The organism is Robbsia sp. KACC 23696 (assembly GCF_039852015.1).
Taxonomy (GTDB): Bacteria; Pseudomonadota; Gammaproteobacteria; order Burkholderiales; family Burkholderiaceae; genus Robbsia.
On record NZ_CP156627.1, the window covers coordinates 107,271 to 132,907 of the forward strand.

Consider the following 25,637-nt stretch of genomic DNA (forward strand, 5'->3'; position numbering starts at 1 on the left):
GTGAGTCGTCCGTGCGTCGGTCGTTGCCATTGTCGACACCCGTCACAGACTGTTTTCGATATACGTTGCACCCATCGCCGTAAGCCGATCCCGCTCGTCGGCACCGTCCGCCCCGGCGAATACGACGCGTACCTTCGTCAAGGCACCAAAGCGCACCAACGGCCGTACCACGCCATCTCGTAAAGCCGAATGCGCATGTGCAATCACGAAGTCCGGCATGGCCGTCGAGTCGAGCGTCAACACTTTGCCCGCGTCCTCGAGATAGGCCGCGACCTTGAAGCCGTATGAACGATAGCTGCGTAGCAGATAGCCAAGAAACGTCTTGTGTGCCGCCGATGCCGGCGGAATCTCGATCACGATGCGCGCAGGGCTCAGTCCAAGCGAGATCAACAGCTGCGCGAAGTGCTTGCCATGATCGTAACGAATGCTTTTGAGCAGCCGGTCGTGCACGGGCAGAAACAACAAGGGGCTGCGGCCCGCGAGAAAGAAATTGACGGCGTGCACCGCACGCAGCACCCGATCGGCATCGATCAACACCGCGTCGTCCAGATGGTCGAGTACGTCGGGCAATAGCGAAAGGCGCGCATCGGCACCTTCGCGCGTGTGGCCATGCCATTGCGCATTTGTCGCTGCATTCGCCGGCTGCATTGCTTCCACCGCCAGCGCTTCCACGGGCGGCAGCGCGATGGCGCCATGGTAGGCACGCTCCGCGACCGTCGACATATCATCCGATCGACCGCCACCGCCACCGCCGCCGCTACCGACGCCATGCGTATGCCCACTGCCCGAGGCACCGCGCTCGTGCGGCACCCCGTGGACTTCTAAGATATCGACGGTCACACTGCCTATTCGCCTGCCGTCGACTTCGGCATACGCCCGCCCCGCTTGATCGAAGCGGCATTTGCTTCCGAGCGTCGGATGTGTCGACACGCGCTCATGCAATGAAGGTGCCGCGATGCTCACGCGGCACTCCGTGCGCCGGTCGCCGCTGCATTGCGTGCCAGACGATCGCCCGATCGATCGTCGGGGCGAGACAATCCGAGATGCCCGCGCAAGGTGCGGCCCTCGTATTCGGTGCGGAACAATCCGCGCCGCTGGAGAATCGGCACCACCTGCTCGACGAAAATTTCCAATCCGTCCGGCAAGGCATCCGGCATCAGATTGAATCCATCGGCTGCCTCCGCGCGGAACCACGTCTCGATATCATCGGCGACCTGTTCCGGCGTCCCGACCACCACGCGATGCCCGCCGCCCCCCGCCAATGCGTAGATCAGCTCTCGTACCGTCAGGTCGTGTTTGTGCGCATGGGCAATCGTTGCATGGAAAAACGTATGGTTGCCTTTGCCGCCCCCCGGCACCGTCAATGCCGCAGGCAAACGTTCATCCAGTTTGAGTCGCGCGACATCGACGCCCAACGTTCCCGCCAGACGTTTCAAACTGTATTGCCAGGGGATCAGGTCGACCAGTTGATTGCGCCGTTGAATCGCTTCCGCCTCGGTCGCGCCGATCACGGTGGTAAGGCCGGCCAGCACTTTGACAGCATTCGGCCCGCGTCCATAGGCCTGCGCACGATCGTTCAAGCCGCGGCGGTACGCCTGCGATTCTTCCAACGATTGCGAGGCGGAAAATACCGCTTCCGCATGGCGCGCAGCCAGATCCTGGCCGTCGGCCGAGCCGCCCGCCTGCACCAGTACCGGATGTCCTTGGGGCGGACGCGGCAGATTCAGGGGGCCGGCCACGTCGAAGAAGGTCCCTTGATGCCCGATCGCATTGACCTTATCCACGTCGATAAAGTGCCCGGCGCCCTTGTCGCCGACGAGCGCGCCGTCGTCCCATGAATCCCATAATCCCTTGACGATATCGGCAAACTCACTGGCACGCGCATAGCGATTCGCATGTTCGGCCACTTCGGATTTACCAAAATTGCGGGCCGATGCGAGATCCGCCGTGGTCACGATATTCCATCCAGCGCGTCCACCGCTGATGTGGTCCAGTGTGGCGAATCGACGGGCGACGTTATAGGGTTCGTTATAACTGGTGGAAACCGTGGCGATCAGCCCGATATGCGTCGTCGCCGCCGCGATCGCGGTCAGCACCATCGTCGGCTCCAGCGCCAGCAAGGGCCGGAAGTCAATCTGCTCGACTACCGCCGCATTATCGGCAAGAAAGATGCCGTCGAACTTTGCCGATTCCGCGAGCTGGGCAATGCGCACGAAATGGCCGATATCGAAAAACGCCGCGGGATCGGCATGCGGCAGACGCCAGGCCGACGGGACAAATCCCGAATGCAATGCATTGATATTGAGATGTAGTTGCCGGCCTGGCAGGTTGTCGCAGCGCATGTGCACTCCCGATGTGTATCGTCCGTCGTGTTGGAACACGCATCCAACTATTCTGGACAGTAAGGGGGCCCATCGTCAAAGAACCATTTCAGCTTTGTTCAGCAGCGCGCGATGCATAAGGGATGACCCGATGCCACCGCGCGAACCTCGCGAAGCACGCGAGCGATTCAATGCTGCTGCATGCCCCACCGTCGGACGGTAAGCCGTTCCAACGTATCGAACACGACATGCTCGATAATCAATCCTATGACCACTACGGCAATCAATCCGGCAAAGACCTTATCGGTATAGAGCTCGTTGCGGTTCTCGAAAATATACCAACCCAGCCCACCGCTTCCGGAGCTTGTCCCGAATACCAGTTCGGCCGCAATCGCGGTTCGCCAGGCAAAGGCCCAACCCACGCGCAAGCCGGAAAGAATGGCCGGCATCGCCGCGGGAATCAATACGAAAATGACCAGCCGAATGCCACCTAGCCCGTAATTGCGTCCCGTCATGCGCAGTGTCGGCGACACCGATTGAAAGCCGGAAAAGGTGCTCAGGGCGAGCGGCCACAACACCGAATGCACGAGCACGAAGAGGATGCTGTTTTCGCCCAGCCCGAACCATAGCAATGCGATCGGCAACAAGGCGATCGACGGCAAGGGATTGAACATCGTCGTCAGTAGGCTGAGGAAATCCCTACCCAGACGCGTCGACACGGCCAGCGATGTCAGGATCAACGCACACAAGACGCCCAAGGCATAGCCTTTCATCAGCATCGACAAGGAGTTTGCCGTCTTGACCAGCAACTCGCCGGACAGGATGCCTTGGACAAAGGCTTTCAAGGTATCGCTCGCGGTCGGCAGCAGCAAGGCGTTGTCCATCGATACGGCAAGTCCCTGCCAGGCCGCCAGCAAGACGACGGCAATCAGAAACTTGCGAACCCAGCTGACGTTGAGGAAGCGGAAAAACCGGGCAAACGCTTGCCCGGAATTGCGCGCTACGCCGCCGTGAAGATCAGCGGCGCCCGCCGTGTCTCGTTCCAATGGTGCGAGTTCGATTTCGTATTCGGCGCGATGCGGCGGCAGTCGAACGCCCTGCCGCGGCGCGCCAAGCTTAGATGCCGGCATGGTGCGCTCCGGACGACGGGGTATTTTCGGGAAACAGCAGGCGATGAATGCGCGCGTTGGCATCCTGAAACGACGGCTCCGAGACATCGGCGTGCTTGAAGTGGTCGCTGTTCAATTCCGCCCGCACGCGGCCCGGATGGGGACTCAGCAACAAGATGCGATTGCCGACGATCAACGCTTCGTCGATTCCGTGCGTGACGAATAGCAGCGTGAAAGGGGCATCCTCCCAGAGACGCAACAGTTCTTCCTGCATCTTGCGGCGCGTCAACGCATCGAGTGCCGCGAAAGGCTCGTCCATCAACAGGATACGCGGCTGCATGGCGAGGGCACGGGCGATGGCAACGCGCTGTTTCATCCCGCCCGAAAGCGTATGCGGATAGGCCTGGGCAAACGCGCTCAAACCCACTTTATCGAGAAAATGCGCGGCCCGTTCGCGCGCTTCTTTTCGTCCCAGCCCTTTTGCGTGGCGCAAGGGAAAGGCGATATTCTCGAGCACCGTTTTCCACGGCGGCAATTGATCGAATTCCTGGAAAACGACGATCCGATCCGGCCCCGGACCGGCGATAGTCTGGTTCGCCAGCGAAATGCTTCCCTCTGACGGCGAAAGAAATCCAGCTACTGCCTTGAGCAAGGTCGATTTTCCGCATCCGGACGGCCCCAACAGCACGAAGCGATCCGCCTCGTACACATCGAAAGACACCTGATGCGTTGCGCGCACGGTGCGTCCCTGCGCCTGATAGTCGAGGCTGACATTCTTGACCTGCAGCAAGACATTGCTGTCTACGTTCGCGGTGCTCAGGGCTGACGACTCCGAAGACACTGCCGCCTCCGTCCGCTGCACTGGCACGTTGTCACGCCGCGGCGCCTTCAGCCAGGCACGGTTTGCAATCGGAGCCGCCATATCAGCTCCCACCGGTGATCAACGGATCCGCGAAGAAATAGTCCTGCCAGGTTTGCGGCGCATTCCGGATGGCGCCGACGCGGTGCATGAATTGACCCAGCGGCAACGTGTTTTCCGGGGAAAGCTTGAACGTCACTTCGGGATTCTTGATGATCTTCAACAGCAAGGCACGGTCCATATTCGAGTGATTCACGCGAAGATAGATATCCGCCGCCTGCTCGGGATTCTTTTGGATCAATTGCACCGCGTCATTCAGGGCCGCGACGAAGGCGTGATAGGTCTTCGGATTCTCGTTCTTGAACTTCTCCGTGGTATAGAGCACCGTCGCCGAACTCGGTCCGCCCAAGACGTCGTAGGAATTCAAGACGATATGCGCCTTCGGATTCCCTGCGAGTTCCTGTTCCTGGAACGGCGGATTACCGAAATGACTATCGATTTCCGTCTTGCCGGAGATCACGGCGGCGGTGGCGTCCGGGTGCGGCAGCGCCTGCGTGTATTTATCGAGACGATTGTATTGCGCGTCGCCCCACTGTTTCGCCGCGGCGAATTGCAAGATACGCGACTGGACGGACACGTTGACCGCCGGCACCGCGATGCGATCCTTTTCCGTGAAATCGGCGATCGTTTTCACCGACGGGTTATTCGTGATCAGGTAATACGGGAAATTGCCCAGCGAAGCGATACCCTTCACATTCTGATGCCCCTTCGTGCGATCCCACACCGTCAGCAGCGGACCAACGCCGGCACTCGCGATATCGACCGCCCCCGACAGCAAAGCGTCATTCAGTGCGGCACCCCCTGACAGCGCCCGCCATTCGGGCTTGATCTGCAGGCCGGCCTTGGCGCCCTCCTTCTCGATGAAACCCTGATCACGGGCCACGTCCAGCAACAAATAAACGATGCCGAATTGCTGCGCGATACGAATCGTGCCTTCCGCATTGGCCGCACGCGGCACGGCCCCCACGCACAACATCGATGCGAGCGAGAAGCAGGCCAGACGGCGAGTCAAAATCGTGGAGCGGGACGGCCGGCGGGAAGCCTGGCGGGAACGAAAGCGGAGCGAAGGAAATGTCATCGTCGAATATCGGATCATAGGGAGCGCACGACTCTGTATGCCACGCCCCAGGGCAACACCGGGAGGGCGTCGCCCTGGGGCGGATACGTGGCGCGAGCCTATCTTCCTTTTCGGACGAGGGACGGTCAACGAACGTCGAATGCTTCCTTTATCGCGTTTTGAGATAAAGATCCCGTTTTTTCGCGACAGCGTCGGGCAGCCGGACGCGATCGAGCGCGTGGACTCAAGGCGGCGGGAACTGCGCAGCGGTGCGCTGTGCGTCGATATTGCCGATATGCTGCCACCGCAATAAGCTCCGCCACCCGGTGCTGGTCGAATCACGGGCCCGTTCACGCACGATCAGCATCAATGGCCGCCAGGTGCTGCGCATTCTCAGCATATCGTCGATTGCATTCTGCGCTTCCTGCGCCGCCACGGCATCGCCACGTTGGACGGCCAGCCGCTTCAATCCACGATGGACGTCGATCTGCACGCCGGTCGCGCCGCGCATCGAATAATTGACGTTGTAGTGGCAGTATCGCGAGTCGCGTCCCAAGCTCGCCACGGTTTTTTCGAAGGCGTCCAGATGCAGCGCGGCGGCTTTGCGATTTGCCGGATTGTCCTTGTTGCCTTCGGCATCCGGCTCCAACGTTTCGATACAGCGCATCAGCCAGGCATCACGGTTCTCTTTGATTTCACCCAGGATGTCGTCCGGCGTTGCCGTGTGCCGATCGATATCGGCGTCCTGCTGGTCCTCGATGATAAACGGCGAGATTTCATGTTGCGCCTTGAACCAAGCCAATTCACGCGTGATCGACCATTGCAGCGGCAGTGCTTCCCGCTGCACCGCGCCCTGCTTTCCAGCATCACCCACCGGCACGGACTGATTCGACAAAGGCGAGGCACTCAGCGTCGCACCGGCATTCAGCCGTTGTTGCGCGGTGTCACCGTGTGCGCCCTCGATGCGAACCTTACCGCCTTGTTCGGTCCGCGATTCCTTGATGCGTTCGATCTCCGCGCCGGCAAACAGTTCGAGGCCGAGCGTCTGTGCCGCGCCGTGTGCATCGTTGAAATGGGCCGACGGCAGCCGTGCCGACAGACGCGCCACGACGGTATCGGTGCTCGTGCGCCCTTCCACCGAGGCGACGCTCACCAACGGATTGCGAGACAAGAGTGCCTCCATCGGCCCCGCGTAGCGCGCACCGCGGGTCGGATCCAGACTATCCCAACGGACAATGCTGTCCAAGGCACTGCCCATATTGGCGCGCATTTCCGCATCCTGATGACGACGTCGGAAAAAACGCACCACGGTGCCGTCCATCCGGGTGCGCTGCCTCGCGCCACGTAACGTAAAGGCACCTTGAATCGCGACCCCTGGCGCCACTGTTGGCCCGGCAGCAACGCCAACAGTGGCCTCCGTCGCACGCGTCTTCGTGCTTCCGAATGTCATCTCGAAACCCAGGATCGGCATGAACAACTGCATGAACGCTTCGTCGGACCGCGCCCGTTCCGCGGTGAAAATCGGCGACACCACCGGGGAGAAAGCCGCATACGGCAGCGATGGCAGGTTCAGCCCCAACGCACCGCCGCCACCCATTCGGAGCCGATCGCGTAGCCGGCTGTTTTCGATCAGCGGCTTGAAATACGTCAATACGTCCTCTTTCTTTGCGAAACGGTGCGATTTCACCAATTGCAATGCCGCACTCAAGTCCGCCTCTGCGGTTTGAGCGGCCGAGTCGGTTTCCTCATTCTCAGCCGTTCCTGATAACTGCGAGGCGAGGCGATTCAATGCCTCGTAGGCGCTTAGCCGGTCCGCACATAACTGTCCGATCGACGCGGGCAGCACGATCGGCGGCCGCTTCCGCAAACGCTTCCGCCCGTCGGCCGTTGTCGCGTCGGGGGCCTCCCCGTTTGCCCGGTTTGCCGCCGCGTTAGACTGCCCCGGTGGCAACGCGCGCCGCGCGCCTGCAGCACCCGCCAGGCGCACCTGCAGCGCTTTAACGTCCGCGGTGCCTAACGTGTATTCGGAAAGATGCTTGCCCTGCGCTTGTTGCGCACGAAGATGCGCCAATAGCGCCGCGGCTGCTTCGCGGTCGAGCCGAGCGTCCCCGTCGCTCGCCGCCACCCTACGCTCGAGTTCCCCAAGCTTCCGCTCCAAGGCCGTATCGACCTGGATGCGTAGCGATTGGAGGCCCATGCTTTCGCCCACAGCGAACGCGCGCCCCAGCACCCCCGAACGAAACGGACTTTTAACGAGATGCGGCACTACGCGGCGCAGGCGTGTCGGCGCGGCAGGACCGTCCGTTGCCGTTGCCCTTGTATCGCCGGAAGACGCGGGCGCAGGTGCGACGATCCCTCCGGCACGGATGACCCATTCGTCGATCGCTTTGCGCAAGCGCCGATCATGCAGATCATAGGGTGAACCCGGCGCAATACTAAGATAGCCGTTGCGCACCGCGTTGTAGGCGCCAAGGGCAACGTCGTCATGTATTGTCGGCGCTTTCCCCTCTACCGATTGTTCCGCCGTATTTTCGAGAGATTTCGACGACGCGACGTGGCGCGCCTGCTCCAGCCATGCACGGTCCGGACCGTCGTCGTCGGTCAGGTTCGCCAATGCTTCGTCGGCCGCCCAATAAACCCGTAGTGCCTGCAGACGATCGGCGTCCGGCGCCGTTGCACCATCGCGCGATATCACATGCAACAACGTCGTGCCACGCGGCAGCGACGCCAATTTGCGACTCAGTTGTGCTACCTGCGTAGACAATGCATCGCCGCCTGGCTCGGCAGACACCCAATGCCCCACCGGACGACGCGCCATTTCGGCCAGTGCCGCAGCGGTCTGGTTTCCATCGAGGCCGATATCGGCGGCGGCTTGCGTGATCAGACGAACGGCACCCGCTGCCGGTATCGGAATGGGCGCGGATGGCTGAAGGAGTGTGCCGGCGAGCGCTTTCAATTGCGCTTGCAAGGCGGGACCGCCCCCGGCAGGGAAAACGTGCACCGCGTCCGTCAACTGTTCGAGCACGGCTGCCTTTGCCGCATCGATCGCTTCCGCTTCCTTGGCACGCGCAGCCGCTTCGTTATCCGGGCGCGTCGGTAATGCGACGGTCGCATCGAGCAAGGGCTTGACGGCACGATCCGCCGCATGCCACAGCCGGTCGGCATCCGCGCGTTCGCTCATTAGCGCCAGAATCTCCTGCTGTATCTCGGAAAACCGCTGCATTCGCTGCACGTTTCGCGTTTGCACTTCCAATGCGCTATCCAGTAAGCCGCGCGCTTCGCTTACCGCTTGCTGAAGCGCTTCGTGCTCGGACGCCGCGTACGATGCGCCCGGCGGTCCGAATGCATTGGCCGGGCGCTTGCCCGTTCGCGTCGCCGCGCTCAATTGCCCGCTAAGCCGGTTGAAGCGCGTTGTCGCGATATCGACGATATCGTCCGCGGCCGACAGCTGATGGTCATGCGTCTGCAGTGCCGCAGACTCTTCCGCCAGCGCATGCAGCCGGTCTTCCGCGGCCGCAAGATCGTCGGCCGCCTTGTCTTTGATTCCGTACACTTCCGTTTTGATTTCGCTTAGACGTCGCATCGCGAAATCCAGACGCGCGTCGCCGGCATCCGCCAAGGTACGCATGTTTTCAACATGCAATAAGGCCGTGCCACGCAAGGCCTTGTCCAACGCGTCCGCGGCACGGCGCATCGCCGGAGTGTGATCTGGTTTGCCCTGCACATTGGACAAAATCGTCCGGGCATCCGCGATGCGTTGCGTAAATAGCGCCGCCAACGCGGCATTTTCCTCACGCTGGCGCATGATCTGCAACGGATCCCGCAATGATCCCGCATCGTCCGGCAGCGATGACGCGTTATCCGCCCCCGCGCTTTCGCCCGCAGATGCCGGTGCTGCCGTATCTCGCAATCCGGTCGGGTGAAAGCCCGGCAAGCGACGCGCCAGACGCGCCATGCGGGAGCGGGCGGGCGGCGCAAAGACCGTCGCTTCCGTGGCGGCAAGGCTTCGCTCCAAAGACGCCGCGATCCGCGCGATGTCTTCCGCATCCCGTATCGCCGCCTTGGCGGGCGACTCGGCCACCGACGGGGTGCGTTCGATCGCTTGTCCCAACGGTCCGGCCGGCCCGACCGTACCTGCATGCACTTGGTTGGGCACACCCGCACGGACCGGACGATTGAAAACACGCCCCGTTCCCGGCACCCCCGACGTGATCGTCACCGGCCGACGCGTCAAGGTCTGGACCCAACGCTGTCGGCGAGAGACTGGCGGCGTGGCAGACGGGTCCTTGGCGCGTCTTAACGCTTCGAGAACCGCCGGGACCGTTCTATCCAGGCGCGTATGCGCGACCGGACGCGTCGTGGCGCGCCGTCCGCTGCCCGATGGCGATGCTGCGTCGATGTCCGATGCATCGTTCGCCACGTCGATGCCCGGTGCCACGCGTCGCGCGTTGTCAGCTTTCATATCGAGACAGGCAATTAACGCGACAACGCAGGAGAGGTTCGCGATTCGAGCGACGGCAGACCCAGTCAGGCGCGCAAGGTCGACTCTTCATATTCGGTACGGAAAACGCCGCGCGCTTGCAGGATCGGAACTACCTGATCGGCGAACCGATCCAGATCATCCGGCAAGGCGGGCACCTGCACCGTATAGCCATCGACGACGCCGCTCTGCCACCAATCGATCAGTTGATCCGCCACCTCCTGCGGACTCCCCAGGACCAGACGATGCCCCTGCTCCTGACGTCGAATCACCTGACGCGCGGTCAGCTTCTCGTACGTCAGCAGATCGATCAAGCCTTGCGTGAAGCCTTGTGGCTGCCGTTGATTGTCTTCAGTGGCGAACAGCGTCGGCGATAACACCGCATCGGGATCCAACGTGGCGGGATCCAGACCGGCCGCACGCGCGAAACGTTCCAACAAGCCCGCTTCGGATCCGGTATCGGTCAGGATCTCGTGGCGACGCAGCGCCGCTTCACGACTTTCCGCGACGATGGGCACGACACCCGGCGTGATACGAAGGTCGGCCGGACGCCGCCCGTGCGCAACCGCCGCGCCCCGTACCGTCTCGGAAAAATGCGCCGCCGCCGGCTTGGACAGCAGCGAGCAGTACACGATCTCCGCATGCTTTGCCGCGAGCGCGATGCCGCCTCGCGATGCGCCGGCCTGCGCGATCACCGGCTGCCCTTGCGCACTACGCGGCACATTCAAAGGGCCCGCGACAGAGAAGTGCTCACTGTGGTGTTTGATCGCGTGGGCACTGTCAGCCGGCCAAAGCGCCGTCTCCGAGGCGGTGAAACCTTCCGGTAGCGCCCAACTGCCCCAGAGTTGCTTTAAGACGTCGAGGAAAGCGTCGGCACGGGCATAACGCACCGGACGCGACGGTAACGGCGCCGAACCGAAATTCGCCGCCACTTCCTCCTTGAACGAAGAGACGATATTCAGTGCCAGACGGCCGCCGGACAGCACGTCGAGCGACATTGCCCGCCGTGCCAGATTGTAGGGACTGTTATAAGACGATGATGTCGTCGCCACCAGCCCGATGTCCGGCACCTGTGCGGCCAATGCGGTAAGCAGGATCAGCGGGTCCAGCGTATGCAGCGGTCGATCTGCCGAGTCCTGCATCAGCGCTGGATGATCCGACAGAAACAAGGCATCGAAGCGTGCGCGATGGGCGGTTCGCGCCAGACGCAGATAGTAGGCCGGATCGATAAAATCGCCGGCGTTGCCTTGGCGATGCCGCCACGAATTCGAGAAATAGCCCGTGCTATTGATACCGATATTGAGATGCAACTGGCGTTTGCTCATTCAGGCAAACTCCTTGTCGGCGCGCGCGGCCAGAGACTGCCCTGGCGCCACGATGCCGATCCCGCCCTTGATCGGCGGGACCGTCCCATTCACCGCGAAATCGCCGACGATCCGATCGTGATACACCCGTGGATTATGAGATGAAATGGTACGCGCATTACGCCAGTGGCGATCCAGTCCGCTGCTGCGCTTGGTTGCCGACGCGCCGAGCGCATCGAACAATTGCGTCGTCGAGGAGAGGATCAGATCGGTCACGACGCTGACCGTCTGGCTTACTTCGATGTCGGCCAGCACGTTGGCGCGTTGGCGTTCGACCTCCCAATGACGCTGTGCGGCGTTCGGCTCGGTCGCACCCGATTGCGAACGCGCGGCCGCGGCCGGTGTCTTACCCCGAAAATCGACGACGCGCTGCAACGCCTCCGCCGCCTTCAACACCGCGCCGACGGACACATAGCTGGCGCTGCGTACGCGGCCGACGATCTGCAGTATCTGCGGATCCTCACTCGGGCGATTGAAGGTGCTGCGTCCGGCGTACACCCGTCGCCGCGTGGCGACCGCCTCCGACAGCTCATTCGTGGCGGCTTGGCCGATACCGGCGAGCGTCGCGATATGGATCAGTTGAAACCACGCGCCGGCGAAGCGAAAACGTTCCGCACTCGGCTTGATCAGCGCATCATCGATCACGACGTCACGAAACAAGGCCGTGCCGCTCGCCGTCAGTTGCTGCCCGAATCCTTCCCAGTCGTCGAGGATTTCGACGCCCGGTGCGCGGGTAGGCACCAGAATGCCCTGGATCGCGCCGGCTTCGTCCGATGCGCTGAGATTGATCCAGTCTGCATACAGCGAGCCGCTCGTATAATACTTTTCGCCATTCAGGATCCAACGGCCCGCCACGCGGCGCAGTTGCGTCGACAGCGTGCCGATCGGGTTCTCGCCTGTCTCGGAAAAACCGCTGCCGGACAAATCCCCGGCACCCAGTCGGTCGAGCCAGGTATCGCGCCACTCGCTATCGGCACTATCGAGTACCTCCTCGATAAAGCCGAAATGGGAACGCAGCGCGTTGATCACATTGGGATCTGCCCGTCCTAATTCGATCGCGGCGGCGAAGAACTCCGGCAGCGTCGCGTCAAATCCGCCATAGGCTTTCGGTAAGCGCAAACGCGTGAAACCCGCTTCGCGCAACGCCTGAATTTCCGGGAACAATAACGCATGCGTCAGCTCCCGCTCGACCGCACCTTCGCGAATACGCTCGAAGATAGGCCGGAACGGCGCGATCAATGCTTCATAGCGAGCGCTTGGACCTTGGCCCCATCCTGTATCGACTGCTGTCATTGCTTTGGCTCCCGGCGTCACGCGTCTATTTGAGATGCCTGACTATCGCGCCAATACCGGGAACAGACAAACAATGAAATCTGATTTCGATATGCGATCGATTGCTTGATCAGAGCGAATCGAACACCGAAGGTTCGATCCAGGCCGACAGATCGAAATCTCGCGGAAGGAAGTCGTGCTGCAACAGGAACGCCTTGAAATTATCCAGCGCCGCGATGTGCAATGGATCGAGTGCGATCGACAGCTGCGCGTGCGCCCCGCCCGGATAGGCCGGCCCGACCCAATATTCCGCTGCACGGACTTCCCGCGCGACGTACGCCTTGGCTTCTGCCGGATGCGCCGCCGCCCATTGGCCGGCCCGCACGGCCGCGCCCAACGCCGCTGCTACCAAATCGGGCCGTGCCTGCAACAGGCCAGTATCCACCGTCAACGGCCGTGGCGTCCCATTATTCGCGTGACGCAGTCGGTCGGGTTGCTGCCCGATCTCGACGACGATCGCGGCACCAGCGATATTCGCCGCTTCCAGACCAGGCGCCCCCTTGACGAATACCGCATCCACTTCGCCACCAAGAAGAGCCGCTACTTCGCGGGAGAATTCATGCGGACGCTCCGTGGCCAAGCGGCGTGCTAATCCGTCGCTCGCCACTGCCGCGGCTTCCGCCAAGCTGTTCGGCTGGTGCAACAACGTCACCAGCGTCACATCGTCCAGACCCAGACCGCCCACGTCGAGCAGGCTGTCATACCCTCGCAAAGCCGTGGCACGATGAAAGTCGACGATATCGGTGCGCGAATTATGCGGTAATCCGAGACGCCGCCCGCGCAGATCGCCGACATCGCGAATGCCGCTCGCCGGCAAGGCGACAATGCCTTGAAATTCATCGACCCATGTCAGGCCGATCACCCGCGTATCGGCACCGTTCGCACGTGCCCACAGTGCGGGAATATTTCCGCCTTGTCGAAAAGAATGCGGCTGCGAATGCGTATAGTGGGACCGTCTGATTACCGGATCGGCGGCATCCTGCAAGGCCTGCCAGCCTATGTGCTGCTGGGCGAGCGCCTGTTCGAGACGCCCCTGCTGGATCGCGACGCCGAAGGGCGTCGGCGCCGGACAGCGCGTGTACCATAATGTACGAACCTCGCTTGCGGCAGCCTGTCCCTCCGGGCCATGCGCGGCGTTTTTCGAGACGGCCAGCGTCATGTCGCGTGCCTCGGATGGCGACCGAAGAAAGGATGGCCCGGATCGTTGAAACCCGGCGTCGACGGATGTCCCGGTGTCACGAGACCATCGACGAACGCCTCGTCTTCATCGGTGAAACGGTAGGCCAATGCCGGTTGGTAGTCATCCCATTGCGCCTCCGTGCGGGGACCGGTGATGGCCGACGTCACCAGACGATTGTTCAATACCCAGGCCAGTGCGAACTGGCCCGGCGTCAGCCCGCGCGCCTCCGCATGCGCCTTGACCGCCTGTGCAAGCGTCAGCGACTCCGGCCGCCATTCCGTTTGTTGCAGACGCCGATCTTGACGCCCTGCGCGTGTATCGGATGACGGCGTTTCACCGAGCGCATATTTGGCCGTCAACACCCCGCGCGCAAGCGGACTGTAGGAGACGACGCCGAGACCGTAAAATGCGGCGGCCTCCAGTTGCTCCTGCTCGACTTGCCGGTTCGCCAGGTTGTACAGCGGCTGGCTGGCCACGGGACGATCGATATTCAAGGCATCGGCGCTACGGCTGAATTCGGCGATCTTCCAGGCGCGATGATTCGACAGCCCGTAATAGCGGATCTTTCCGGCGCGAATCAGATCGTCGAGTGCGCGCAACGTTTCCGAGATAGGCGTGCTGTGATCCTCGCGGTGCAGATAGAGCAGATCGATGTAATCGGTCTTCAAGCGACGCAGGCTCGCCTCCACCGCTTGAATCGTGTATTTCCGGGACGCACCCTGGTCATTCGGACCGTCGCCGCGTGCATTGACATACTTCGTCGCCAACACCCATTTGTCGCGTCGGTCGGCGATCAGGCGCCCGACCACCTCTTCGGACGCGCCATTGTTATAGCCGTCGGCCGTATCGATAAAGTTGACCTTCTGTTCGAATGCCTTGTCGACGATGCGGCGCGCAGTCGCTTCATCGGTCTGGCCGCCGAACATCATCGTGCCCAACGACAAGGCCGAGACTTTGACGCCGGAGCGTCCGAGGTTGCGATACGACATGGAAGACTCCTGAAAAACCATATGAGAATACGCGGGACTGGGCCATGCTTGAGGACGGCGTCCGTCAGGCCGCGCGCGGTACCGCCGCGATCAGAGACCGGGTATAGGGGTGCTGCGGGTTTTCCCACAGCGAGCGGTGATCGCCTTCCTCGACGATTCGACCGCCATGCATGACCAGCACCCGGTCGGCGATATACCGTACCACCGCCAGATCGTGCGAAATAAAGAGATAGGATAGACCCAGATCCTGTTTCAATTCGACAAGCAGATTCAGCACCTGCGCGCGCACCGATACATCCAGTGCGGAGACCGGCTCGTCGCAGATCACGAGCGCCGGTTGCAGCACCAGGGCCCGTGCAATGCCGATGCGCTGGCGCTGTCCGCCCGAGAATTCATGCGGATAGCGCCGCAAACTGTTCAATGGCAGATCGACGCGTCGCAGGACATCGACAATCCGCGCATCGCGTTCATCCCGATCGCGGACGTCATGCACCTTTAAGGCCGCGTCGAGAATGCTCCGCACATCATGCCGCGGATTCAAAGACGCGAAAGGGTCCTGAAAAATCATCTGCACCTTGCGCCGCAAAGGACGCATGGCGCGTTCACCAAGATGCGTTATCCGCTGACCGTCGAGCTCGATCTCCCCGGCCGTGGGCGCAATCAACTTCATCACCGTGCGGCTCAACGTCGACTTGCCGCATCCCGATTCGCCGACGAGTCCGACGGTTTCGCCTGCGGCGATATCGAACGACACGCCATCCACCGCCTTCACCACCTGCCCGCGCTGCGTATAGTGCGTGTGCAAGTCGGTCAAGCGAAGCATCGGCGACGCCGACGCAGCATGCGAAGCCGTCAACCGATCGACTTGGCCTGCATCCACGTCATTCGCGGGCGTGCGCGCATCGCCCTTGTGCAAGGAAAAGCGGAATTCCGAGACGCCTGCCGTTTCCTGCGTATCGACGCGAATTTCCGCCAACCGCGCCTCCCGATAGTGCACCGCGTGATCGAACGTCAGCGATGCCCCGCGCAAGCCCCGCGTATAGGCATGCCGATCCGATGCGTCGGGGCCGAAGATCACCGCCGAGGCCGCCTCCTCCAGCTTTTTTCCACCATACATCACGGCCACGCGGTCGGCATATTGCGAGACGACTCCCAGGTCATGCGTGATCAACAACAACGCCATCCGCATCGTGCGGGACAGCTCCGCGAGCAAGGCCAGAATTTCCGCCTGAATCGTGACGTCGAGCGCCGTCGTCGGTTCGTCGGCAACCAAGACCTTCGGCTCGCAGGCGATGGCCATGGCGATCATCACGCGCTGACGCTGTCCGCCCGATAAACGATGCGGATAGTCATCCACTCGCTGCGCGGGATGGGGAATTCTGACCCGTTCCAATAATGCGATCGCGCGGGCGCGGGCGGCACTGCGCGAGACGGCCTGGTGACGTTGCACCACTTCGATGATCTGATCGCCCACAGTCATGACCGGATTCAAGGACGTCATCGGCTCCTGGAAGATCATCGCGATGTCGCTGCCGCTCACGTCGCGGCGCGCGGCAGGCGACAGTGACAGCAGATCCTGTCCATCCAACAGAATGCGTCCCGAAACGCGGGCATTGCGCGGGAGCAAACCCATGATCGCCAATGCCGTCGTCGATTTGCCGCAACCGGACTCCCCGACCAAGGCGAGCGTTTCACCGGGCGCGACCGCCAGATTCAACCCCGCCACGACGCGATGCCCTTTTGCGTTGCCCGTCCCGTGAGCGCCATACTCGACATCGACGTCGTGTAATTCCAGAATGTTTTGCGTCACCGTCGTGTCTCCGCGTTCTGATATCGGTTCCGTGTTCATCGCATCACCGACGTTCGCGCAGACGCGGATTGAATGCTTCGTTCAAGCCATCGCCCAGCAGGTTCAGCGCGAGGATCGCGAGCACCAAGGCGGTACCGGGAAGGATGGTCAGCGACGGCGCGGTGCGCAGCATCTCCCGCCCGGTGCCGATCATCGTGCCCCAACTGACGCGATTCGGATCCCCCTGACCGAGGAATGAGAGCGCGGACTCCATCAGGATTGCCGATGCGACCATCACGGACGCCGTCACGATGATCGGCGGCAAGGCATTCGGCAGGATCTCGCGGAAGATGATGCGCGCCGGACTGAAGCCCAAGCCTTTCGCCGCGGCGACGAATTCGCTATGCACCAGCGAGCGAAACTCGGCGCGCACCAGACGGGCAACGGTCGGCCACGACGTCACGCCGATTGCCAGTGAGATCGTCTCCATCGACGGCGACGTGATCGTCACGATCACGATCACGAACAGAAATGCCGGGGTCGTCTGGAAAATTTCGGTAATCCGTACCAAAATGTCATCGGTCCAACCGCCGAAATAGCCAGCCACCGCGCCTACCAGCGTTCCGATCAAAACGCCAATCACCGCCGCCGTCGCACCGATCAGTAGCGATGCCTGGCTGCCATGGACGATCCCGGCGGCGACATCGCGTCCTAGCGAGTCGGTCCCCAACCAGTAATGCGCATCGGTGAACGGCACGATCAATGGCGTGGCGACCATGTCCAGCGGATCGCCCGGATACCAGGCGTTCGCGCCGAATGCCGTGACCAGCAAGCCCAACAGAATCAAGGCGCCGATGACCGCCATGGGATTACGCAGCAATCGGCGCAAGGCCGTGTCCGCGCGCGCCGGCTTTATCTCGCTATTACGGCTCGGCGAGGCGGCATCCGGCGTCGCACTGGAAGGCGACGCGGCCCCAGCGCTTTGGTCCGCATAGCCGGCGCCGGCACTGGTCAGGAACGCACCGAACACCGACGCGCGCAGTTGCGTACCCCATCGTGCCGACGCTTGACCATGACCTAAGGTCGGCACGTCTTCGCGCGCACGCGGGGCCGTCGCGGGCGTCCGCAACGCGTTATCGCCAACCGTGTCGAAGCGCGCCTGCGCCGCGTGCAAACGGCGTTGTCCATCGGATGTCTTCAACGTCATCTTTTCGTCTCCACACGTGGATCAAGCCACAGCTGCAATAGATCCGTCAGAATGTTGGCAAGCACGACGAGCAGCGACGACAACAGCATCACGCCGAGCAACACCGAATAGTCGCGTCCCTGCACCGCGTCGAGGGCGAGGCGCCCCAGCCCCGGCCAACTGAATACCGTTTCGGTCACGACGGCACCTCCCAGCAAGCCGCCGATATGCATGCCGGCCACCGTGGTGATCGGGATCAATGCGTTCCGCAACACGTGGCGGACCGTCACGATCCACGGATGCAACCCTTTCGCCTGTGCGGTCCGGATGTAGTCCTGACGTTGCACTTCGAGCATTGCCGCACGCGTCAATCGCGCATAGATCGCAACGTAGAAACTGCCCAAGGTGATGGCGGGAAGCAGGACGTGCCGCAGCCGATCCCAAAAACTGTCGAAGCCATTCAGCGTGACGCCGAGCGTCGTTGCACCTTCACTCGGCAACCAGCCGAGATGAACCGAAAAAATGACGATCGCCACGAGTGCGATCCAGAACCCTGGCGTGGAATACAGCAGCAGCGCAAGCACCGACAAGATGCGATCGAGCCAACGCCCCTGCCACGCGGCCATCAAGGCGCCGAGAATCAGGCCGGCAACGAGCGCGAAGATCAACGCCGACAACATGAGAAACAGCGTATCCGGCAAGCGCGACAGAATTAGGGACATTACCGGCGTATTGAAACGGGGCGATACGCCGAGGCTGAAATGCGCCAGATGATCGAGGTAGGCGAAAAACTGCTCTAACAAGGTGCGATCCAGTCCGAAGTGATGGCGCATCTGCGCCATCGTCTCCGCCGTCGCCGACCCGGACTCGCCCGCCAGGACGTCGGCGGCATCCCCCGGAATCATCTGCATCAGAATAAAGTTCAATACGACGACGCCGATGGTCGTCGGCAATGCGCGCACAATAATGCGCAGGAGGACGTAATGCCAACGCCGTTGCCGTATTTCTCTAGGCTGACGGTCCGGCGTTGTCGGGATCGTTGAAGCCATCATCGTTCCTTGAAACGCAACTGGAGAGGGAGATCAGCGGCTCACTGTAGAGCGATTTTTCTTCAGCGCCTACCAATCGATTGCGATATCGATATCACGGCTTCTGGATCCAGGCATTGGCAAAACTGTCATCCAGCCCGTCCGCACCCCGGTTCGCATCGTGGACGCGCGTCGAATAGACCGTGAGGTAGTCCGGCGATACCAGGTTCACATCGGGCAGATCGCGCTCGATCGTCTGCTGCATCGTCTTGAAAAGCGCATGGCGTTTGTTTTCGTCGGTTTCGACGGCCGCCTCCGCGAAGAGTCGATCGATATCCGGATTGCTATAGTGCGACGCGTTGGTAAAGGGCACGCCGCGGCGGTAGTTCGACGTTGTGTAGAGCCGCGCGACGCCTGCAACCGGGTCGAAAAGGTTGCTCATGCCGTTCACCGCCATATCGAAATCATGGCTCGTGTAGATACGCTTTAAATAAGTGGGCAGGTCTTCATTACGAATCGTCAGCGCGATGCCGATCCGCGCCAGCGCCGAACGCACGTAGGATGCCGTGCGCGGCGGTTGATCGCCGATGGGCAGTACATCCAGCATCAAACGAAACCGGACCCCGTCGCTTCCTCGCGGAAATCCGGCTTTATCGAGAAGCGCATTCGCCTTATCGATATCGAACGGATAGGGCGACGGCGCAGGATCGAAATAGCGGTTGCGCGGGGTGAGCGGACTGGGATTCGGCGTGGCATAGCCGTAATAGACAACCTTGGCGATCAAGGACCGATCGAGCGCCGAGGCAATGGCCTGTCGCACCGCCAGAACCTTCAGCTTAGGGTTATCGAGATTGAACTCCAGGCGATAGACGCCGGCATCGAATTCATAACCACGCGAATCGATCCCCAGATTTGGATTGGCCTTGATACGCGCGATATCCGACAGCGGCACCGGATTGTCTCCGCCTAATTGGACCGCACCGCTTTCGAATGCAATCGTTCGCGCCGCGGCATCGGGAATGATCTTGACGATCAAACCGTCGACGTAAGGCTTTCCTTTATCCCAATAATCATCGTTGCGCGCGTATTCGATATGGTCGCCACGGACCCATTTGACAGACCGGAAAGGTCCCGTGCCGATGGGTGCCGCATTGTGCGGATTTGATAAAGGATCGCCGGATGCGTAGAGATGTTTCGGCAGAATCGGTGTCTCGGACGCCGAAAACGCCCGAATCAAATACGGAGCGGGTTTCGACAGGACCAAGGTGACGGTATCGACATCCGGCGTCAAGACTTCGTCCACATTCGAGAAAGTCGATTTGGCGCGCGGATGATATTGGCGCAGCAACTGGAGCGAGAATGCGACGTCGGCAGAGGTGAACGGCTGCCCGTCCTGCCAGCGCACCCCCTTGCGGAGATGGAATGTATAGCGCTTGCCGTCGGCGCTGATGTCCCAGGAAGTGGCCAGCAGCGGACGCGGATGCATATCGAAATCGTACTCCAACAGTCCTTCGATGACTTTAGGACTGACCTTGAGGACGTTCACTGCCGTAGATGCGAATGAAACGAGCGTGGGCGGCTCCGGCGTCACCACCATCGTCAATATGCCGCCGCGCTGCGCTGCCATCGCTGGTGCCATGCTCACGGCAAAAGACGCGGCCAGTATCAGGAAAAGCCGCTTGCTTACGGTATGCAAGCGTTGCCCAAGGATGTCTCTCACCTTCCACTCCACCATCGCTGCCCTCTCCCCGTTCGACAGAACCTCGGACTGCCGGACTCGCTAGCGCGTCGTCTTTCATTTGTTACAGCCATCTCTTTCAAGATGGCGGAGAAAAAGCATAGTCAATAATCGTAGGCGCGCAAACGAAGCTTTCATGCTTACGTTATGTCGATGCACCGCCTTCTTCGATGCGCGCGACATGCCGCGATGACGCGCAGGCAGGATCGGTTTTTGCGAGATAAGCGAAAAGCATCTCTTACTTCTTCCCATAGGTGAAAAGCATGGCTCAGCCTCGCATCCCTGGACAAGATTTACCGGAGACACGCCCGCCCTTCGTCGCGAATACAGATCGACGCCCCCACATTCCGCCACCACCGCTCCCTCTCGAGCAGCGCGTGGGCATCGCCGTTGTCGGGCTGGGTCGCCTGAGCCTGGATGCCATCCTCCCCGGCTTGGCCGGCAGCAAGCTATGTCGCCTGGCCGCGGTCATGACGGGCGATAAAGAAAAGGGGCAGCGGATTGCTGCCCAATATGGCGCACCGCGTGAATCGGTATACGGTTACGACGAGTGGGATCGCCTTGGCAACGACAAAGGCATCGACGTCGTCTATCTGGTGACCCCGAATGGGATGCATTGCGAGCAGGTGAAGCAGGCGGCACGTATCGGCAAGCATGTGCTATGTCAGAAGCCGATGAGCAACACCGCCGCCGAGGCCGAAGCCATGATCGCGGCGTGCGCCGATGCCGGCGTCTTGCTGATGGTGGCGTATCGCTTGCAGTATGAACCGCATAATCGGCACGCGGCACAACTCGTTCGCGCAAAAACGTTCGGCGAGCTGAAACTGATCGAGGCCCATAACGGGCAGGTACAGGACAAGGTGCCGCAATGGCGCGACAATCTCGCTCTGTCCGGTGGCGGCGCCCTGCCCGATATCGGCTTGTACAGCCTGAACTTCGCGCGCTTCGTCACCGGCGAGGAACCATGCGAAGTCATGGCGTGGGCATGGAGTACGCCTGGCGACGAGCGCTTCACCGAGGTCGAGGAAAACATCGCCTGGCAGATGCGCTTCCCTTCGGGCGTCGTCGCAAAATTATCGGCGGCCTACGACGCGCACGAAGCACGCACGGCCACCTTGCATTGCCAGACCGCGCGCGTGAATCTGGATCCGGCCTTCCCTTATCACGGCATACGCCTGCATGTGAGTCATCGCTCGCCGGATGATCCCGCTTCTGAAGTCGAAGAAGAACGGGTAATCGCGGAAATCGATCAATTCGCCACGGAGATGGATCACATGGCCGAATGCGTGCTGACGGGGTGCGCGGTACGGACGCCCGGCGAAGAAGGCTTGCAGGACCAACGCATCATGGAAGCCATCTACCAGTCGGCGCGGGAAAACCGCCCCATTTCGCTGCCGGTCATCACAACCAAGGACGCCTTCCGCGCGCCGTTCGCCCCCGATGGCGGGAGCCGCGGATGAATTGGATCCTTCCCTTATTCGCGATCGTCGCCGGCATCTCGAATCCGCTGCAATCCGGCGCCAATTCTGCGATGGCGAAAGGCTTCCAAGCCCCGCTTGTTGCAGGCTTCGTCGTTTATGTCGTCGGCGCGCTGTGTTTGCTCATCTGTATTCCCTTTGCAGGCTTGCCCCTGCGCAGCGCCTTCGACAAGGTAGGGGCCGTGCCATGGTACGGCTTTCTCGGCGGCGTGTTCAATGCCGTATTCCTGCTCGCCAGTCTGTATGTCACGAAGAAGATCGGCTCGGCGACGTTCACCACCTTGGTCGTCATCTCGGCCACGGTGGTATCGGTGGCCTTGGACAACTTCGGGTGGTTGGGCTTCGAAGTGCGCGCTGCGTCACCGCTGCGTTTGGTCGGTGCGGCGTTCGCGATCGTCGGCGTCATACTCATCGCAAAATTTTAATCGGGAGCATAAGACATGATTGAAAATGTCCAAGGATTTGGATTGATCGCCATCGACAAGGCAGGTGGTCGCATTTTGTTTCTCGACCCGGCAACATTGAAGATTACAAAGGCCCTCTCCGATGTGCCCGCAAAGCCGCATGCGCTATTGCTGCTGCGAGAATAGCGGCGCGATAGTCGTGATCGATCCGCGCCGGACGGTCGCACGTTCCTTGTTGCAAACGAAGAAAGCGGGACGATCTCGGTGATCGATTTGCAGCGGCAACGGACGCGCATGCATGCCGATGTTCCTGTGGGTGCGGAAGTGCTAGGCTACTACCCTCTCCGTGACTGACGTCGACGCTTATGCCGAGCACCATCAGCAATACACTTGCCTGGATCCTGGAAGCATTCGAGGACGATCCGACGTATATACGCAAAAAGATGTTCGGCTGCGATGCCGCTTATATCGACGGACTGATGTGTCTGGTCGCCGCGGACCGAGACGAGCCTTGGAACGGTTTGCTCGTCTGCACGTCGCGGGAGCGGCAGGCTGCGCTGATAAAAGACCTGCCCGCGCTTCGCCCGCATCCGACGCTTGGAAAATGGTTATACATCTCGCAGGGTGATCCCGATTTTGAAGGGACCGTGACTCGCGTGAACGCCCTTGTCATCGCGCGCGATGCGCGCATCGGCGTCGAGCCCACACCACGCCGTCGCGCGAGGAAGCCAGAATGAAGACTGCAGAATCCACCCTGTTGTTGCGTCGGTTGACGCCCGACGATGCCGTCGACTTCCAAGCCCTCAGATTGTTCGGCTTGCAGCAATCCCCTGCGTCCTTTGCTTCCAGCCTGGAGGAAGAGCGAGATCGGCCCCTCGCCGAGGTTGCGGGACGCCTGACAGCAAGCGATGAACAATGCGTCTTCGGCGCATTCTCCGAGGCGCGACTGATCGGCATGGCCGGAGTGCGGCGGCAGACCCTTCTCAAATATCGCCACAAGGCCGGCATTTGGGGCGTCTACGTGCATCCCGACCAACGCGGCAGCGGTATCGGGCGGCAACTCATTCTTGCGTCCATCGGCTTTGCGAAGCAGATGGCAGGCGTCGGACAGCTTAACCTGACGGCAACCGGCGGCAACGCGGCCGCGATTGCCTTATACGCGTCGCTCGGCTTCGTCGTCTATGGTCGTGAACGCAACGCGTTATTTGCAGGCGATGTCATGCACGATGAAGTGCATATGGCATTGCCTTTACTCTGAGGCGATGTCGGACAGCTTCACAAAGTTGGTTTCCACTCGTATATCTAGGCTAGCCCTGGTGCGTAATTGACAGTAGATATACGGGATATATCATGCATGCACATTCTCCCTACAAGGATCTGCATCATGCCCAAGCTTGACGGAAAGACGGCCCTGATCACCGGCGGCAATAGCGGAATCGGCCTGGCCATTGCGCGACGCTTCGTAGCGGAAGGCGCGCGCGTCTTTATTACGGGACGGCGTCAGGCACAGCTCGACGCCGCCGTTGCGCAAATCGGCGGAAGTATCGAAGGTATCCACGGCGATGTCACTAACGCGTCTGATTTGGATCGCTTATTCGAGACGCTCCGGACGAAGATCGACAATCTCGATATTCTCGTTCCCTCATCGGGCATCTCGGAGCGCCAGATGCTCGACGAGACCACGGAGGATCATTTCACGCGGATTTTCGACGTCAATGTACGGGGCATGGTGTCGACCGTGCAGCGCGCGGTGCGCCAGATGTCGAATGGCGGCAGCATCGTGCTGATCGGATCGATCGCCGGCTCGATCGGAAACCCCGGGTATGGGGCCTACAGCGCAAGCAAGGCGGCGGTGCGGTCGTACTCTCGGACGTGGAGCAAAGAATTGATGAGCCGCGGCATCCGCGTCAATACGTTGAGCCCCGGGCTTATCGATACCCCGATGTTCGATACGGTCAGCGCCGAGGTGCGGGAGGCGCTGAGCGCGCTTATCCCGATGGATCGGATGGGCCGCGCGGAAGAAGTGGCGAATGCCGCGCTCTTCCTCGCCTCTTCTGAAAGCAGCTATGTTGCCGGCGCCGAGCTGTTCATCGACGGTGGCCTTATCGGCTGACGGTCCTTGGCGTCTCGCCTACGGTCATGGCGCGTCTTGGGATTGCCGTCGGAACGAGCGCGGTGTGCGGTCAGACTCGCGCAACGTGAAAATTAGGGATAATCTCCTATCCCTAAACCGGCGTTTCCCCGGGCGAAAAATCGCGTCGATGACCTTCGGAGAAGACCTTGAAATACGTGAAGCTCGGCCGTACCGGCCTTGATGTCTCCCAGCTCTGCCTGGGATGTATGACCTACGGCGTTCCGGATCAAGGCGCGCATCCTTGGACGCTTCCCGAAGACCAGAGTCGGCCGTTGATCAGGCAGGCGGTAGAGGCGGGGATCAATTTTTTCGATACGGCGAACGTCTATTCCGCCGGAACATCGGAAGAAATCGTGGGTCGTGCGTTGAAGGAATTCACCCGGCGCGACGAAGTCGTGATCGCCACGAAGGTGCATGGACGGATGCATGCCGGACCGAACGGTGCGGGGCTTAGCCGCAAAGCCATCCTGCAGGAAGTCGATCAGTCCTTGCGCCGCCTGGGCACCGATTACATCGATCTGTACCAAATTCACCGCTTCGATCCCCATGTCGCGATCGAAGAAACATTGGAAGCATTGCACGACGTGGTGAAGGCCGGCAAAGTTCGCTACCTGGGGGCATCGTCCATGCATGCCTGGCAGTTCGCGACGATGCTGCACGTTGCCAAGGCGAATGGCTGGACGCGTTTCTCGACGATGCAGAACTACGTGAATCTGCTGTATCGCGAGGAAGAGCGCGAGATGTTGCCCTTATGTGCGGCCGAAGGCATCGGCGTGATTCCATGGAGCCCTCTCGCGCGCGGTCGTCTGACGCGCCCGTGGAACGAGAGTAGCGAACGGGCGGAAAGCGACGTGTTCGGTAAAACACTTTACGAGCACACGGCGCAGGCCGATCGCCAGGTCGTCGAAGCGGTTGCCCGCGTGGCGGCCGCACGAAACGTCCCGCGCGCGCAAGTCGCTCTGGCTTGGGTACGATCGCAGTCGGGCATCACTGCGCCGATCGTCGGCGCGTCTCGGCCGGGGCATCTCGAAGATGCGATCGCCTCGCTCGATTTGACACTGAGCGCAGAGGAAATCACGTCGTTGGAAGCACCCTACGTCCCGCACGCGGTCGTCGGATTTTGATTCGC

At 61.2% G+C, this 25,637-nt stretch carries 21 protein-coding genes; 7 read left to right on the plus strand and 14 right to left on the minus strand.

The annotated features are described in order from the left end of the window. Positions 1-42 precede the first annotated feature (42 nt). The 14 genes from ABEG21_RS15345 to ABEG21_RS15410 all read right to left on the minus strand — a co-directional run bounded on the left by ABEG21_RS15345 (position 43) and on the right by ABEG21_RS15410 (position 20,474). A complete protein-coding gene (locus tag ABEG21_RS15345) occupies positions 43-963 on the minus strand; it encodes a hypothetical protein (protein WP_347557513.1) in 921 nt (306 codons plus the stop codon). Further along, a complete protein-coding gene (locus ABEG21_RS15350) occupies positions 960-2,342 on the minus strand; it encodes an LLM class flavin-dependent oxidoreductase (protein ID WP_347557514.1) in 1,383 nt (460 codons plus the stop codon). The genes ABEG21_RS15345 and ABEG21_RS15350 overlap by 4 nt, the downstream gene beginning before the upstream one ends. Positions 2,343-2,509: 167 nt before the next feature. Then, positions 2,510-3,451 (minus strand): ABC transporter permease, encoded by a 942-nt coding sequence (locus ABEG21_RS15355; protein ID WP_347557515.1) that lies wholly within the window; start codon positions 3,449-3,451, stop codon positions 2,510-2,512. Further along, on the minus strand, positions 3,438-4,352 hold the full coding sequence (locus ABEG21_RS15360; RefSeq protein WP_347557516.1) for an ABC transporter ATP-binding protein: 915 nt from the start codon (positions 4,350-4,352) through the stop codon (positions 3,438-3,440). The genes ABEG21_RS15355 and ABEG21_RS15360 overlap by 14 nt, the downstream gene beginning before the upstream one ends. Position 4,353: 1 nt before the next feature. Beyond that, positions 4,354-5,325, minus strand: coding sequence for an ABC transporter substrate-binding protein (locus tag ABEG21_RS15365; protein WP_347558110.1), 972 nt, complete (start codon positions 5,323-5,325; stop codon positions 4,354-4,356). 325 nt (positions 5,326-5,650) lie between these two features. Further along, on the minus strand, positions 5,651-9,868 hold the full coding sequence (locus tag ABEG21_RS15370; RefSeq protein WP_347557517.1) for a hypothetical protein: 4,218 nt from the start codon (positions 9,866-9,868) through the stop codon (positions 5,651-5,653). 65 nt (positions 9,869-9,933) lie between these two features. Next, entirely contained in the window at positions 9,934-11,211 is a 1,278-nt protein-coding gene (locus ABEG21_RS15375; protein ID WP_347557518.1) for an NtaA/DmoA family FMN-dependent monooxygenase, read from the minus strand. Continuing rightward, positions 11,212-12,543 (minus strand): acyl-CoA dehydrogenase family protein, encoded by a 1,332-nt coding sequence (locus ABEG21_RS15380; RefSeq protein WP_347557519.1) that lies wholly within the window; start codon positions 12,541-12,543, stop codon positions 11,212-11,214. A gap of 109 nt (positions 12,544-12,652) precedes the next feature. After that, complete coding sequence (locus ABEG21_RS15385; protein ID WP_347557520.1) at positions 12,653-13,741, minus strand: ABC transporter substrate-binding protein; 1,089 nt, start codon at positions 13,739-13,741, stop codon at positions 12,653-12,655. Beyond that, entirely contained in the window at positions 13,738-14,751 is a 1,014-nt protein-coding gene (locus ABEG21_RS15390; protein ID WP_347557521.1) for an aldo/keto reductase, read from the minus strand. The genes ABEG21_RS15385 and ABEG21_RS15390 overlap by 4 nt, the downstream gene beginning before the upstream one ends. A gap of 64 nt (positions 14,752-14,815) precedes the next feature. Then, on the minus strand, positions 14,816-16,600 hold the full coding sequence (locus tag ABEG21_RS15395; RefSeq protein ID WP_347557522.1) for an ABC transporter ATP-binding protein: 1,785 nt from the start codon (positions 16,598-16,600) through the stop codon (positions 14,816-14,818). Positions 16,601-16,604: 4 nt separating this feature from the next. Next, positions 16,605-17,456, minus strand: coding sequence for an ABC transporter permease (locus ABEG21_RS15400; protein WP_347558111.1), 852 nt, complete (start codon positions 17,454-17,456; stop codon positions 16,605-16,607). 287 nt (positions 17,457-17,743) lie between these two features. Then, the gene (locus ABEG21_RS15405; RefSeq protein ID WP_347557523.1) at positions 17,744-18,778 is read right to left on the minus strand and encodes an ABC transporter permease; all 1,035 of its coding nucleotides are present in this window, start codon (positions 18,776-18,778) and stop codon (positions 17,744-17,746) included. A gap of 91 nt (positions 18,779-18,869) precedes the next feature. Further along, entirely contained in the window at positions 18,870-20,474 is a 1,605-nt protein-coding gene (locus ABEG21_RS15410; protein ID WP_347557524.1) for an ABC transporter substrate-binding protein, read from the minus strand. Between the two features lie 395 nt (positions 20,475-20,869). Here ABEG21_RS15410 and ABEG21_RS15415 point away from each other — a divergent pair, with 395 nt between their 5' ends. The 7 genes from ABEG21_RS15415 (at position 20,870) to ABEG21_RS15445 (ending at position 25,632) form a co-directional block, all read left to right on the plus strand. Next, a complete protein-coding gene (locus tag ABEG21_RS15415) occupies positions 20,870-21,952 on the plus strand; it encodes a Gfo/Idh/MocA family oxidoreductase (protein WP_347557525.1) in 1,083 nt (360 codons plus the stop codon). Continuing rightward, positions 21,949-22,395 carry a DMT family transporter gene (locus ABEG21_RS15420; RefSeq protein WP_347557526.1) on the plus strand — a complete coding sequence of 149 codons (447 nt, stop codon included), beginning with the start codon at positions 21,949-21,951 and terminating at the stop codon, positions 22,393-22,395. The genes ABEG21_RS15415 and ABEG21_RS15420 overlap by 4 nt, the downstream gene beginning before the upstream one ends. 15 nt (positions 22,396-22,410) lie before the next feature. Further along, on the plus strand, positions 22,411-22,560 hold the full coding sequence (locus ABEG21_RS15425; RefSeq protein ID WP_347557527.1) for a hypothetical protein: 150 nt from the start codon (positions 22,411-22,413) through the stop codon (positions 22,558-22,560). A 179-nt stretch (positions 22,561-22,739) separates the two neighbouring features. Then, positions 22,740-23,111: a hypothetical protein gene (locus ABEG21_RS15430; RefSeq protein WP_347557528.1), complete on the plus strand. Its 372-nt coding sequence runs from the start codon at positions 22,740-22,742 to the stop codon at positions 23,109-23,111. Then, positions 23,108-23,632 carry a GNAT family N-acetyltransferase gene (locus tag ABEG21_RS15435; protein ID WP_347557529.1) on the plus strand — a complete coding sequence of 175 codons (525 nt, stop codon included), beginning with the start codon at positions 23,108-23,110 and terminating at the stop codon, positions 23,630-23,632. The genes ABEG21_RS15430 and ABEG21_RS15435 overlap by 4 nt, the downstream gene beginning before the upstream one ends. A gap of 126 nt (positions 23,633-23,758) precedes the next feature. Continuing rightward, complete coding sequence (locus ABEG21_RS15440) at positions 23,759-24,487, plus strand: SDR family NAD(P)-dependent oxidoreductase (RefSeq protein ID WP_347557530.1); 729 nt, start codon at positions 23,759-23,761, stop codon at positions 24,485-24,487. A 167-nt stretch (positions 24,488-24,654) separates the two neighbouring features. Further along, positions 24,655-25,632, plus strand: coding sequence for an aldo/keto reductase (locus ABEG21_RS15445; RefSeq protein ID WP_347557531.1), 978 nt, complete (start codon positions 24,655-24,657; stop codon positions 25,630-25,632). Positions 25,633-25,637 lie beyond the last annotated feature (5 nt).